The sequence below is a fragment of the Megamonas sp. Calf98-2 genome, from assembly GCF_900110235.1.
Classification (GTDB): Bacteria; Bacillota; Negativicutes; order Selenomonadales; family Selenomonadaceae; genus Megamonas; species Megamonas funiformis.
Genome location: NZ_FOCY01000010.1, coordinates 37336 through 50040, shown reverse-complemented (window position 1 = coordinate 50040; position 12705 = coordinate 37336). Strand labels below are relative to the sequence as shown.

Sequence of the window (12705 nt, the reverse complement as noted above, 5' to 3'; positions counted from 1 at the left end):
ATAAGGTGTATATTATGGATTTAAATCAAACTCCACTTGCCAATCGCACCCATATCGCTTTTTTTGGTATTCGTAATGCTGGTAAATCTAGCATTATGAATGCCTTAACTAATCAAAATATCGCTGTAGTTTCTCCATTCAAAGGAACGACAACAGACCCAGTGCATAAAGCCATGGAACTTTTACCACTTGGCCCTGTAAATATCATTGATACAGCTGGTCTTGACGATATTGGCGAACTTGGCAAATTGCGTATAGAAAAAACTAAACAAATTTTAAATAAAACTGATATCGCTATTTTAGTCATTGACGCTACTTTAGATTTTACCGATTTTGACCGAAATATTTTAAAATTAATCACTGATAAAAACATTCCCTATATCGTAGCTTATAATAAAGTCGATTTAGTGCCTGATTTCAAACCTAAAAATGAAAATATTAAACAATATGTATATATCAGTGCCAAAGAAAAAACAGGTATTGAAGAATTAAAATCTAAACTTGTACAAGTAGCCAAAACTAAACAAGAAAAATTTATCTTAAAAGATATCGTAAATCCCAAAGATACTGTAATTTTGGTAATTCCTATTGATAAAGCAGCTCCTAAAGGGCGACTTATTTTACCTCAACAACAAGTAATTCGCGAATTGCTCGATATTGGCGCTACTGCCATCATGACTCAAGATGACAATTTAGAAAATACTTTAGCTAATCTAAAAACTAAACCAAAACTTATCATCACGGACAGCCAAGTTTTTGGCAAAGTAAATAAAATCGTTCCTCAAGATATAGAATTAACTTCTTTTTCAATTCTCTTTTCCCGCTATAAAGGAGATTTAAAGCGACAAGTAAATGCTGTTAAAGTCTTAGATACTATCAAAGATGATGATAAAATTTTAATTGCTGAAGGCTGTACACATCACCGCCAATGTGATGATATCGGCACTGTGAAATTACCTAATTGGATAAAAAATTATACTAAAGCCAACCCAGAATTTATTTTTACCTCCGGCACAGAATTTCCTGATGATTTATCTAAATATAAATTAATCATTCACTGCGGTGGCTGTATGCTCAATCAAGCGGAAATGCAATCAAGATTAAAAAAAGCTCATGAGCAAAATATACCCATGAGCAACTACGGTACTACTATTGCCTATATTCATGGCATTTTAAATAGAACCTTACATGTATTTTCTGATTTTTAATTTCATAAATTATAATTTTATTCTGCGTGCTACAGTTTTAATAACTTTAGCACCTTTATTTTTTATACTGCGAAGTGGTCTAAGTGGTGCAATACGAATTTTTATACGTGGTTTAACATCTTTGACCGTACCAAAATCGCCACGTTTTAAATAAGTCATTCTTATTTTTTCTGGCTTCATCAATTTTTTCAAAGCCTTAATTGCTTTTTCAGGTTTACCATCTTCTTGGCAAATAAATACATCGCTAGCAACATATTTTAATTTTGGATACGTACGCACTACTGCATGACCTTCTTGAAGTAAAATAAATACAATAGCTTGTTCTTCATTCCATAATTGAGCACGAACTTCTATCGGTGTATATCCAGCCATATTCATCGCCATGTCCAAGGACTCACGCAAATCTTCATAATTACTTAAATCTTTATTTTTACAATCGTACATATCTACAGTTAATTGTCTAGCTAAAATCTTCACATCGCTTCTCTCCCTGCCTTAAAATTTACTAATATTATATCATAGCTATAAAAATTATTATATATATCAATCGATTAATAATATATAATAATTATAGAATATATTAGCTTTAAGGAGTGATTTTTATGTTAAAAAAAGTTATGACTTTAATATGCTTTTGCTGTTATCTTTGCTTTATGCAAATAGGTTTTGCTCAAGACATTATCAAACAAGAAACACCCCAAAAACAGACATTGAAAGTAGCTATTTTACCTACGCTTTCCAGTAGCCAACGCTATCCAGATGTCAATCAATTACTCTATAACAATTTAACCCAAGAAATGCATGTTCCTCTAAATGATACCTTACAAGCAGTTGAATATATTGATGAAAACAGTATTTATGCTGCGATAAAACAATCCAACTTTACTTATAATCAAAATCTTGATACACTAAAAGATACAGCTGATTTATTAGATGCTGATGTCGTAGTTGGTTATACTATTCCTACTATGTATCAACATTATTATCATTCCATCTCTCGTTTAGATGGTTCTCCGCTTTTAAATAGTTATATATCAGTAAATCTTTGGGTATATTATCGCCCATTGAATAAAACATTTAAAATCTCTGATAGACGTCAATATTTTGATGAAATCTCTACATGGGGAATGTTAACTGAACTTGCTAAAGACGCTTCATCAAATCTCAATAAAAAAGCTGAACTAAAATCGCTATTAAAACAATCAATAAAAATAAAGAAAGGTGAATTATAATATGAATATCACTTACTCTCAAGAAAAAATTTTTGATGCTAAAACTCTTTTAGATTTCTTCACAGTATCTGGTAATCCTGATGCTAAATATGAAGAAACACTAGTTGAAGCAATCAACAATGCAGGCACTGTAGTTTCTGCATGGGATAAAGATACAAATGAACTTGCTGCACTTATCACTGTAGTTGATGATGGCAAAATGACAGCTTATATTCGCTATCTTGTTGTTGCACCAAACTATCGTGGTAAAGGTATCAATGATGAATTAATTGCTCAAGTAAAAGCTAAATATGAAAATTATCCTTATCTTTTTGCTTTTGCTCCAGATGATTTCCATGCTTCCTTCTTCTCCAAATTAGGATTTAATGTATTAGATGGTGCTAAAGTATTAGCTCGTTAATTTATAATACTAATACAAAACCGCATTTATTAACTTAAGTGCGGTTTTATTTTATACATATCGAGGTGTTTATCTATGGAATTAACTACTCTTTTATATTTTTTAATAGCTTCCGTGCTACTGACTTTAGCACCTGGCCCAGATATCATGTATTTACTTGCTAAAAGTCTAGCTGATGGCACTAAAGCAGGTATTAGCTTAGCCTTAGGCTTAACGACTGGTCTTATCTTTCATACAACGCTTGTAATCATTGGTGTTGCTGCTATCATTCAACAATCACCACTTGCCTTTGCCACCTTAAAATATATTGGTGCTGCTTATTTATTATATCTTGCTTGGGGAGCATTCCATGCTCAAGGCAATTTAAAATTAAATGCTGTAAATAATAGTACTTCCTTTTTTAAATTATATCGTCGTGGACTCATCATGAATGTTTTAAATCCTAAAGTATTATTATTTTTCTTAGCCTTCTTACCTCAATTTGTCAATTTAAATTCTGATAGTGTCAGCCTTCAAATTGCATTTTTAGGATTTATCTTTGGTTTACAAACACTTATAATATTTTCCCTAGTCGCTATCTGTGCTGGCAAAGTTCGTGACTATATTTTAAACGTAAAAAACTTCAACAAAATAATGGGCTATATTCAAGGTATTGTATTACTCTTTATTAGCTTAGCCCTAATCATAAGTTAATTTAAAAAGCTCTTATATAAATTTATAAGAGCTTTTAATATCTAATATAATATAATATTAATATAAAATAAGTTCTAAAATACTGATGGGAAAATAAAACCGTCTAAAATGTAATACATCTATCTTATCAAGCCTATTCATAAAAGAAGAACAGAAAATCTTTGCTAAAATTGCTTCAGGAGAAATTTCTACATCAGAAGCTAGAGAGCTTTTTAAAAACCTTTAAATATAAAATAATTATAACCACTAAAAACACCAATAAATAATATATCTATTGGTGTTTTTTTACTTTCTCAAAATTTATTTTTAATTTATAAATACTTAAGCCTATAAAACTAAATAAAAAATATTCATCTTTATATTTATATATTATATGGAGTCAAAAATACTTACCCTATATAATATATAACATCTTACCTAAAATACTGTATTGTAAGTTTATTAATTATGACATTATATATTTTAATAGAAATGAGAAAGCATAATTAAACTACTTAAACTATCTAACGAATTATCACTATAAATATTAGTTTCTATTTTGAATTCAAAAGATTCTTTATCCCAGCCATCGAAATTAGCTGTATCTTCTATTTGTAAAACATGTGTTATCCAATTTATATATCCTTCAGCACCAAAACATCTAAATTGTGCTTTTAAATTAATTTCAATAATTTTGGAATTATGCTTTTTAGCTGTACTTTTTATTAAACCAACAAAACCTTCATCATCAGGTCTAATACGTTGATTATCATCACTGAAAAAGATATTCACTTTGGATGATCTAATAACATCATCTACTTGGCTATCTCCTTTATACATATAAGTTCCTTTTCTTTTTAAGCGATGAGCTTCATCTACAATTAATACATCAAAAGTAAGTGTTTCACAATCATATAATCCCATTGATCCAAGAAAAACTTCTTTAAGTTTCTTTTTAGTATCTTTTTTATGTTTGGCAAGAATATCTATTATTGCTTCTTTAAAAGACACATTTGGTGCAATAAATCTAATATTTTTTTCTTGTTTCAACAAATATATAAATGCATTCATTGCAACTATTGATTTTCCCGTTCCTAGACCACCATTAACTATTATTGTTGTTCACTTATTGCTTTTTGAAACAAATTTCATAATGTTAGAATATACTATTTGTTGTTCATCTAATAATGTATAAACAGGATTTCCATCATAAAGTTCAGATACATATTCTATAAACTTTTTAGACGGTTTTATTTTCCCATTTTCTAATTCATCAACGATTTCCATCCCATTACCATTACTAACATATTCTTTTAAAAATAATTCAAGATTTTTAGTATCTTGTCTAAAAAATATAGGTGTATCTTCATATATTTTTTTATATCTTGAATTTAATAATGGTTCAGGAGATTTTTTTCATAATTATGTAAATACGCACAAGAATAAGGATGTAACTTATTAATACTTATAGCATCATTCATATCAGTTAGAAATTGCTTATATGAATAGGCTTGATAAGATAGATGTATTACATTTCTATAATCTTTACCTACAAAAGTATTAACAATATTATCTAAATCTGTTTCAGTTGCTTCACTCCATTGTTTTAATTCTACAATAACAAAATTTTTATTATATTTTTGATCATAACCACTAACAATAAAATCAATTCGTTTATTACTAGAAGAACTTTTATATTCTAATAAAATTCCACAATCGTCGGGAATATTAGCCTTTCGAATAATTCTTTCCATAAATTGTAAAGAATTATTCCAAGAATTTTTTTCAGCAGGAGAAACTTTATGTCCCATTTGTAATAAAAAAGCCTGTTCTAATTCATTTACTATACAATTATCATCTACATCATTTTTAAAACCATTAGCATTATTTTTATATAAAATCATAAATAATATCCCTCTCAAAACATATATTTTACATTAAGTCTAACACAAATAGCTATTTTAAGTATATAAAGTTAATCCCTAATCATTTGTTATTTTTCAAACATCCTTGACAGCTATATCAATTATCCCTATAATGAATATTATTAATTATTTAATGGAGGAAACTACTATGATTGAGGATATCACGCCAAAAACAGTAGGTGCACGAATAAAATATCTCAGAGAAAAAAAAGGTGAATCTCAAGAAATCCTTGGTAAAGCCATTGGATTATCTCAAAATTCCATTTCCAAATTAGAAAAAGGCGAAACTCAACTAACACTTGAAAATCAGTATAGCCTTGTAAAGCACTTTAATGTTTCTCATGACTACTTAATCTCTGGCAAAAATGAAAATTCTTTATTAGTTTTACTTGAGAAATATATATCTATGAATTACTCTCCTATTTTTGAGGGCGATCTAACATTCTATTGCCCTATATTAAAGATAGATAAAATTCTATTTAATTACTTAATTAGAACCGCTAGAGCGAAGCAAGATAATTATATTCCTGACGATATAAAACGAACTTGGATTGAGAGAGAAATTGATGCTTTCTATGAATCAAACGAAAAAAATCAGTTTACTGAATTCGAAAGCGTTATTCCTATTCCTCAAAGGTTAATTTCTCCAGATAAAAACAAAGAAAATTGGAAGCAAGCAGATTTACTACGAGAAATAAATAAAGAATTACTTAATTGTTTAAATGCAAATAATACGAGGTGATATAATGGCAGGATATACTACTAATTTAGGAAAATATATATGCGAAAGCAGTTTAAATGGTTTAGATATACTAGAAGATAATAGCATTAACTTAATTGTGACTTCACCACCTTTCAGTAATCAAAGAAAAAAGAAATATACAAATTTTGATGAAGTATCTCAAGACGAATATGTTGATTGGTTATTGCAATTTGCAAAAAAAGCATACAGCAAACTAGCACCTAATGGTTCATTTGTTATTGATATTAGGTCAGCCTACGAAAAGGGGTGCGCAGTAGAAAGCATTTATCCTTATGAGTTTTTAATTAGAATGGTAAAAGAATTAAAATATAACTTGTGTCAAACAGTTTATTGGAATAACACTAGTGCACTCCCACTTCCAATTCAATATGTTAATATCGAAAAAATCAGGCTCAAGAACTCCGTTAATATGAACATGTGGTTTACAAAAAAAGATGATGGGAGATGTAAAGCAAATAATAGAAAAGTTCTTGTTCCCTATAGCTCCAGAATGCAAAAATTAATAGACAAGCCAGAGTCTTTTATTAAAGGAGAGCAAGTTACTAGACCTAGTGGTAATGTTCTCACTATTAAGAGTTGGCAAAAAGATAACGGAGGCGCTATTTCGAGTAATTTACTTTCCTATCCAAATAGTTCAAGCAATGATAGCTATCAGAGATTTTGTAAAAATTTAAAAATAAAAGCTCATCCAGCTAGATATCCATATAAACTTGTTGAATTTTGGGTTAATTTTCTTACAGATGAAGGTGATTTAGTTGTTGATATTTTTAGTGGAAGTAACACAACTGGAAAAGTCGCAGAAGATTTAGGAAGGCATTGGATAAGCTTTGATATTAGCCAAGAATATGCAGCGAGCAGTATTTTTAGATTTTGTAATAATATAGATCAAGCCAAAAAATATTATGATAGAATAATGTCTGGTGAAAATGTGATATTAGAATAAAAAGGTGCTGTTAGTTCGCAAGAATTAACAGCACCTTTTTTTCATTTTATATTGTTTTTAAAAATTCCGCTGGATCTACTGGGTTTGAAGCATCAACTGGATAAACTCTCTTTCCATTTGTACGCACAAATTTGATAGGAATCTTAGGATTATTTAGATGGGGATTGTCCATCCCTTCCGCTGCCTTTTTGATTATCTTGTTAGTCCAATCTGCAAAATATGGTTCTAATATCCTAGGTGACATAGCATAAACCTCTTGTAGCTCAATTCCTCTATAGATCGAAAAAAGCCACCTTTCTTGTCTGAACTGAGCAATTCTTTCATGATTAGTATGATGATTAGTGCTAAATCCTGTTACAAGGTCGGCATTTGCCGTTTTTAATTCCCATTCATGACCATATCGGTCTATAGCATCACTACCTTCTCTTCCTGATTGATTCCTCAAATCAAAATATACAAGAGTTTGTAGCAACTTTAAATTATTATCTTGTGCTATATCATTTATTTCATATGTTTTAGCCAACTTTTCAATAGTGCTTAATCCATCCCAGTCAGAATTAAAAGCTGCGATTGCAGCTTGATGTGTAGCATCAAAATATGACATTTGTACCTCCTTTATGCAAAAAAAGAGGATAGAATTAGATAACTCCATCCTCCCTATGCCCTATTTAAGCGTGTCCTCTATATTTTAGTATAACTTGGCTCCTGCTGGGATATGGTTATCTACCATAATAAGATGAAGCTCTTCATCCTCGGAATCCTTAAGACTATTTACTGCTGAAAGTAACATACCACAAGATTCAATTCCCATCATTGCTCTCGGCGGAAGATTTGTAATAGCAATAAGTGTTTTTCCAACTAATTCTTCTGGTTCATAATATGCGTGAATACCAGAAAGTATTGTTCTATCTACACCTGTACCATCATCAAGAGTAAACTGTAAAAGTTTTTTGCTCTTAGGTACTGCTACACATTCCTTAACCTTTACTGCTCTAAAATCTGATTTTGAGAATGTATCAAAATCAACCATTTCCTCAAACAATGGCTCAATTTTTACATTTGAAAAATCAATTTTCTCAGATTCAGTCGCAATCTGGTCGCAATTTTTTGTTGTAATATTCTTTGATACTTTATTTTCCTGCTTTTCTGAACCTAATGGTTTCATTGTTGGGAATAAGAGTACATCACGAATAGAAGAACTGTCTGTTAAGAACATTACTAAACGGTCAATACCGATACCAAGACCACATGTTGGTGGAAGACCATATTCAAGAGCTGTGATATAATCATGGTCCATCATATGAGCTTCGTCATCGCCACCTTCACGAGCTTTTTGTTGATCAATGAAACGTTGTTCCTGATCAATTGGGTCATTTAACTCGGAGAATGCATTTGCAAGTTCACGACCATAAATGAACATTTCAAAACGGTCAGTGAATGCAGTATTTTCTTTATTGCGTTTGGAAAGTGGAGAAACTTCTGTTGGATATTGTGTTACAATAGTTGGCTGAATTAAAGTAGATTCTACTTTTTCATCGAATACTTCATATAAGATTTCGCCAATAGAATGTTTACCTTCACAAGGAACAGCCAATTCTTGTGCAATTGCTTGTGCTTCTTCTAAAGTCTGAACTTTGCTGAAGTCTTTACCTGTAGTTTCTAAAACGATATCATTCATTGTAACACGACGGAAATTACTTAAGTCAATTTCTGTACCTTCATAAGTAATTGTAGTTGTGCCACAAGCATCCATTGCAGCCTGTTTAATGATACCTTCTGCTAAATCCATTAATTCATTGAAGTCTGCATATGCTTGATATACTTCGATAGATGTGAATTCTGGATTATGTCTTACGTCAATACCTTCATTACGGAAGATACGACCAATTTCATAAACACGTTCAAAGCCACCAACTACAAGACGTTTTAAATATAATTCTGTAGCGATACGAAGATACATATCAATATCAAGTGCATTATGATGAGTGATGAATGGACGAGCATTTGCACCACCAGCGATTGGGCTTAATACAGGTGTTTCAACTTCTAAGAAGTTACGGCTATCTAAATAGTTACGGATAGATTTAATGATTTTTGTACGTGTGATGAAAGTCTGACGTACATCTGGATTTACGATTAAATCTAAATAACGTTGACGATAACGAGTTTCTACATCTTTTAAGCCATGGAATTTTTCTGGTAATGGACGAAGGGACTTCGCTAAAATAGAGAAATCAGATACTTTGATAGTGATTTCGCCACGATGTGTTTTGAATAAAGTACCTTCCACACCGATGATATCACCGATATCTAATAATTTAAATTCACCATATTTTTCTTCGCCAAGGTTATCAAGACGGAAATATGCTTGAATTTTTCCGCTAAGATCGGAAACAACAGTGAAGCTAGCTTTACCATGACCACGAACAGCCATTAAACGACCAGCTACGCGCACTACAGTTTCTTCTCCTAAAGTTTCAAATTGGTCTAAAAGTTCTTGAGCATGATGAGTTACATCATAACTACGACCAAATGGTTCAATACCTTTATCTATGAAAGCTTGCATCTTATCACGACGCACCTGCATAAGTTCATTGATATCTTGTTGTTTTTCTTCTATATGCTGTTTTGCCAACGAAAGTCCTCCTCTTCTTATTTTTTAATTTCTACAATTTTATATTCTAAAGTACCAGCTGGCACTTTTACTTGAACTACTGTTCCTACAGTTTTTCCTAAGATAGCCATACCAACAGGAGATTCATTGGAGATTTTACCTTCTGTAGTATCTGCTTCTGTAGAACCTACGATTGTATATGTTTCATCTTCATCATATTCCATATCTTTGATTACTACAGTATTACCAAGATGTACTACATCTTTATTGCTATCATCAGCTTTGATGATTTCACTATTTCTAATCTGGCTTTCTAAAGTGAGAATTTCACCTTCAATGAAAGCCTGTTCGTTTTTAGCATCATCATATTCAGAGTTTTCGCTAAGGTCGCCTAGTGCGATAGCTGCTTTCAAACGGTCAGCAACTTCTAAACGACGGACACTTTTTAAATATTCAAGTTTTTCTTCTAGCTTCTTTAAGCCTTCTTCGGTCAAAACTACTCGCTTATCTGCCATTTTAATGCTTCCTTTCAGTCATACAATTCATTATACAAAATCATACAATAGTTAAAAATAATAGAAGAAGTGCCAAGCTAACGCCTGACACTACCTTTTTTGCAATCAGCAAATATTATATAGGTTTTACGGTATTTTGTCAATTTTTGACAGTAGTTTTTGAGACATTTATACTATACATATCATAGAAAAATTTGTCTTTTACTTATAAAAATTTATACTGAAAAGGAGTTTTATTATGCGACTTTATCTAATTATTCTCTGCCTTTGTTTTAGTATCCTTTCTATGGGTATGACCTTTGCTCCTACAAAAAATAATTTGCACTACAACAACTTAGCTTTAGGCGATAATTATGAAGATATGATTGCTCAGTTTGGTACGCCTCGTTATGATGAACAAAACTATCTTTGGGGTCAAAAAATCACATATTATGTTTATAAAAATAATAACAAAATTGGCATAAATAATGATACTAAAAAAATAGTTGATATGATTATCGTTGATGATACTTATAATCACAACGACAAATTAAAAACTGGCATGACTTCCTATAAAATAGAACAAGTATTTGGTAAAGCAGACAGACAGATGTTTGAAGGCAATACTTGCTATATTTATAAAAATGAAGCTAAAGAAAAACTCATCATTCAAATCGAACCTACAGATAAATATTTAGAAAGCTTCCGCATAACTAATCTACCAGTTGAATTACCTATAGATACGACTGAATATCTTCCTGATGATGCCACTGACGAAACAGAAAATCCTTTAATGGCAGATAAACAAATCGATACTTCTGCTGTTAACACTCCTGCTAAAGATAAATTCCAAATAAATTATAATTATTCCTTCACAAAATAAGCTTTAGCTTGTTTTACATCTTTTTTCATTTGATTTAATAATGCATCAACAGAAGTAAATTTTATTTCCCTACGAAGCATTTTTAGAAAATCAACACGTATGATTTGTCCATAGATAGTTTGTTGAAAACCAAAAATATTTACTTCCACGCGACGGCTGATATCTTCAAATGTTGGATTTGTACCTACGCTAGCTACAGCTTGATATTTTTTTCCTTCCACATAAGCTTCAACAACATAGACACCATTTGGCACCATAGCACGTTCTGCTTTTATAGCTAAATTAGCAGTTGGAAAACCTAATAAACGACCACGTTTTTTTCCATGAATTACTTCTTCATCTATGCTAAATGGCTTACCTAACATTTTATTTGCACAATCTAAATCACCTTCAGCTAATGCTTTACGAATGACAGTGCTACTTACCATATTATTATGGCAATAAATAAAATGTTGCATATATGCTTTAAAACCATATTTTTCTCCAAGTTCTTTTAATAAATCCGGTGTTCCTAATCCTTTTACCCCAAAACTATAATTAGGACCTGTAACTAAAAATTTAGGAGATAAATAATCTTTCAACATTTTGACGAAAGCTTCTGGTTCCATCTGACAAAGTTCTAGATTAAATTCAATATTAAATAAAAAATCTACACCTAAAGCTTCAATATCTCTAATCTTGGCTAAAGTATCATTGATAATCAAAGGTTTACGCTTCGGAACAATCACAGATAACGGGTGATTACTAAAGGTAAAAACAGCACTTAATCCTTGATTTTCTTTAGCCAATTCGACAGCTTGCATTATGACATTTTGATGACCTATATGTACACCATCAAAAGTCCCTAAAGCAACAGCCAAATTTTTACCTTGCAAATTTAAATTTTTTATATCCAAAAGCGAGGAAAAAACTTGCATACAATTCTACCTCTTTACTACTTAAAATTTATATATAATTTAGAATAACATACTTCATCTAAAAAATAAATCTATACGCAAAGGAGCCTTGTTATGGGCAAAATAATTTTAATAACTGGTGGTGCGCGCTGTGGAAAAAGCAGTTTTGCCGAAGATTATGTAAAAACTCATGGTCAAAATATCGCCTATATCGCCACCTCACAAATCTATGATGATGAGATGGCTTATCGCGTAAAATTACATCAACAACGCCGTCCTAGTTCGTGGCAAACTTTTGAAGCACCATTTCACGCTGAAAAAGCTATCCATGAAGCTTTTTGTCATCACGATATAATTCTCTTTGATTGTTTAACACTTTATTTAAGCAATTATCTTTGCAGTGAACAAACACAAGCATACTCTATGGAACAATTATCTGCTGGAGCTAAAGATATGATGTCATCTCTAATTGAAGCAGTTCAAGCGCAAAATACAGATAAAACATGTGTATTTGTAACTAATGAAGTCGGTTCTGGCATAGTTCCAGAAAATACTCTCGCTAGAAAATATCGCGATTTAGCAGGACTTTGCAATCAACAAATCGCTAAAGCTTCTGCTGAAGTCTATTTCGTTGTTTCTGGTATTCCTGTAAAAATAAAATAATTTTTATATTTA

General features: G+C 31.1%; 16 protein-coding genes and 1 pseudogene. 8 read left to right on the top strand and 9 right to left on the bottom strand.

The window, feature by feature from the left end:
* The first annotated feature begins 14 nt into the window (after positions 1-14).
* Positions 15-1208 carry a [FeFe] hydrogenase H-cluster maturation GTPase HydF gene (gene hydF / locus BMX03_RS04445; protein ID WP_091694071.1) on the top strand — a complete coding sequence of 398 codons (1194 nt, stop codon included), beginning with the start codon at positions 15-17 and terminating at the stop codon, positions 1206-1208.
* Between the two features lie 9 nt (positions 1209-1217).
* Here hydF and speD read toward each other — a convergent pair whose 3' ends face one another.
* Positions 1218-1685 (bottom strand): adenosylmethionine decarboxylase, encoded by a 468-nt coding sequence (speD, locus tag BMX03_RS04440; RefSeq protein WP_008538945.1) that lies wholly within the window; start codon positions 1683-1685, stop codon positions 1218-1220.
* A 125-nt stretch (positions 1686-1810) separates the two neighbouring features.
* Between speD and BMX03_RS04435 the strand changes: the two genes are divergently transcribed.
* The 3 genes from BMX03_RS04435 (at position 1811) to BMX03_RS04425 (ending at position 3533) form a co-directional block, all read left to right on the top strand.
* A complete protein-coding gene (locus BMX03_RS04435; protein ID WP_022228298.1) occupies positions 1811-2440 on the top strand; it encodes a hypothetical protein in 630 nt (209 codons plus the stop codon).
* 1 nt (position 2441) lies between these two features.
* The gene (locus tag BMX03_RS04430) at positions 2442-2840 is read left to right on the top strand and encodes a GNAT family N-acetyltransferase (protein ID WP_015562977.1); all 399 of its coding nucleotides are present in this window, start codon (positions 2442-2444) and stop codon (positions 2838-2840) included.
* Positions 2841-2915: 75 nt separating this feature from the next.
* Positions 2916-3533 carry a LysE family translocator gene (locus tag BMX03_RS04425; protein ID WP_008538948.1) on the top strand — a complete coding sequence of 206 codons (618 nt, stop codon included), beginning with the start codon at positions 2916-2918 and terminating at the stop codon, positions 3531-3533.
* A gap of 462 nt (positions 3534-3995) precedes the next feature.
* On the opposite strand, the gene BMX03_RS04420 is transcribed toward BMX03_RS04425, so the two are convergent.
* The 3 genes from BMX03_RS04420 to BMX03_RS04415 form a co-directional block, all read right to left on the bottom strand.
* Complete coding sequence (locus BMX03_RS04420; RefSeq protein WP_255361410.1) at positions 3996-4625, bottom strand: DNA/RNA helicase domain-containing protein; 630 nt, start codon at positions 4623-4625, stop codon at positions 3996-3998.
* A 9-nt stretch (positions 4626-4634) separates the two neighbouring features.
* Positions 4635-4799: a hypothetical protein gene (locus tag BMX03_RS11150; RefSeq protein WP_177159358.1), complete on the bottom strand. Its 165-nt coding sequence runs from the start codon at positions 4797-4799 to the stop codon at positions 4635-4637.
* A 104-nt stretch (positions 4800-4903) separates the two neighbouring features.
* On the bottom strand, positions 4904-5416 hold the full coding sequence (locus BMX03_RS04415) for a hypothetical protein (RefSeq protein ID WP_091694065.1): 513 nt from the start codon (positions 5414-5416) through the stop codon (positions 4904-4906).
* A 169-nt stretch (positions 5417-5585) separates the two neighbouring features.
* Between BMX03_RS04415 and BMX03_RS04410 the strand changes: the two genes are divergently transcribed.
* Complete coding sequence (locus tag BMX03_RS04410) at positions 5586-6179, top strand: helix-turn-helix domain-containing protein (protein ID WP_177159357.1); 594 nt, start codon at positions 5586-5588, stop codon at positions 6177-6179.
* Between the two features lie 4 nt (positions 6180-6183).
* Positions 6184-7143 carry a DNA-methyltransferase gene (locus BMX03_RS04405; RefSeq protein WP_091694060.1) on the top strand — a complete coding sequence of 320 codons (960 nt, stop codon included), beginning with the start codon at positions 6184-6186 and terminating at the stop codon, positions 7141-7143.
* Positions 7144-7189: 46 nt separating this feature from the next.
* Here BMX03_RS04405 and BMX03_RS04400 read toward each other — a convergent pair whose 3' ends face one another.
* The 4 genes and pseudogenes from BMX03_RS04400 to greA all read right to left on the bottom strand — a co-directional run bounded on the left by BMX03_RS04400 (position 7190) and on the right by greA (position 10272).
* Complete coding sequence (locus BMX03_RS04400) at positions 7190-7747, bottom strand: PDDEXK family nuclease (protein ID WP_091694057.1); 558 nt, start codon at positions 7745-7747, stop codon at positions 7190-7192.
* 84 nt (positions 7748-7831) lie between these two features.
* Positions 7832-8173, bottom strand: coding sequence for a methionine--tRNA ligase subunit beta (locus BMX03_RS11235; protein WP_255361409.1), 342 nt, complete (start codon positions 8171-8173; stop codon positions 7832-7834).
* 123 nt (positions 8174-8296) lie between these two features.
* Positions 8297-9730 (bottom strand): annotated as a pseudogene (lysS, locus tag BMX03_RS04395) (lysine--tRNA ligase); the annotation flags it as partial.
* A 65-nt stretch (positions 9731-9795) separates the two neighbouring features.
* A complete protein-coding gene (gene greA / locus BMX03_RS04390; protein ID WP_008538956.1) occupies positions 9796-10272 on the bottom strand; it encodes a transcription elongation factor GreA in 477 nt (158 codons plus the stop codon).
* Positions 10273-10510: 238 nt separating this feature from the next.
* Between greA and BMX03_RS04385 the strand changes: the two genes are divergently transcribed.
* On the top strand, positions 10511-11134 hold the full coding sequence (locus tag BMX03_RS04385; RefSeq protein WP_091694052.1) for a hypothetical protein: 624 nt from the start codon (positions 10511-10513) through the stop codon (positions 11132-11134).
* Here BMX03_RS04385 and BMX03_RS04380 read toward each other — a convergent pair.
* Positions 11116-12051: a bifunctional riboflavin kinase/FAD synthetase gene (locus BMX03_RS04380; RefSeq protein ID WP_091694049.1), complete on the bottom strand. Its 936-nt coding sequence runs from the start codon at positions 12049-12051 to the stop codon at positions 11116-11118. The genes BMX03_RS04385 and BMX03_RS04380 overlap by 19 nt on opposite strands.
* A 93-nt stretch (positions 12052-12144) precedes the next feature.
* Between BMX03_RS04380 and cobU the strand changes: the two genes are divergently transcribed.
* Positions 12145-12693: a bifunctional adenosylcobinamide kinase/adenosylcobinamide-phosphate guanylyltransferase gene (gene cobU / locus BMX03_RS04375; RefSeq protein WP_091694047.1), complete on the top strand. Its 549-nt coding sequence runs from the start codon at positions 12145-12147 to the stop codon at positions 12691-12693.
* Positions 12694-12705: the final 12 nt, after the last annotated feature.

Excerpts from the sequence above, each read along its gene's own strand:
- BMX03_RS04410 (WP_177159357.1), top strand. The coding sequence starts at position 5,586 with ATGATTGAGGATATCACGCCAAAAACAGTAGGTGCACGAATAAAATAT.
- BMX03_RS04435 (WP_022228298.1), top strand. The coding sequence starts at position 1,811 with ATGTTAAAAAAAGTTATGACTTTAATATGCTTTTGCTGTTATCTTTGC.
- BMX03_RS04385 (WP_091694052.1), top strand. The coding sequence starts at position 10,511 with ATGCGACTTTATCTAATTATTCTCTGCCTTTGTTTTAGTATCCTTTCT.
- BMX03_RS04405 (WP_091694060.1), top strand. The coding sequence starts at position 6,184 with ATGGCAGGATATACTACTAATTTAGGAAAATATATATGCGAAAGCAGT.
- BMX03_RS11150 (WP_177159358.1), bottom strand. The coding sequence starts at position 4,799 with ATGGAAATCGTTGATGAATTAGAAAATGGGAAAATAAAACCGTCTAAA.
- BMX03_RS11235 (WP_255361409.1), bottom strand. The coding sequence starts at position 8,173 with ATGGTTGATTTTGATACATTCTCAAAATCAGATTTTAGAGCAGTAAAG.
- greA (WP_008538956.1), bottom strand. The coding sequence starts at position 10,272 with ATGGCAGATAAGCGAGTAGTTTTGACCGAAGAAGGCTTAAAGAAGCTA.
- BMX03_RS04380 (WP_091694049.1), bottom strand. The coding sequence starts at position 12,051 with ATGCAAGTTTTTTCCTCGCTTTTGGATATAAAAAATTTAAATTTGCAA.
- BMX03_RS04400 (WP_091694057.1), bottom strand. The coding sequence starts at position 7,747 with ATGTCATATTTTGATGCTACACATCAAGCTGCAATCGCAGCTTTTAAT.
- BMX03_RS04430 (WP_015562977.1), top strand. The coding sequence starts at position 2,442 with ATGAATATCACTTACTCTCAAGAAAAAATTTTTGATGCTAAAACTCTT.
- BMX03_RS04425 (WP_008538948.1), top strand. The coding sequence starts at position 2,916 with ATGGAATTAACTACTCTTTTATATTTTTTAATAGCTTCCGTGCTACTG.
- hydF (WP_091694071.1), top strand. The coding sequence starts at position 15 with ATGGATTTAAATCAAACTCCACTTGCCAATCGCACCCATATCGCTTTT.
- BMX03_RS04415 (WP_091694065.1), bottom strand. The coding sequence starts at position 5,416 with ATGATTTTATATAAAAATAATGCTAATGGTTTTAAAAATGATGTAGAT.
- cobU (WP_091694047.1), top strand. The coding sequence starts at position 12,145 with ATGGGCAAAATAATTTTAATAACTGGTGGTGCGCGCTGTGGAAAAAGC.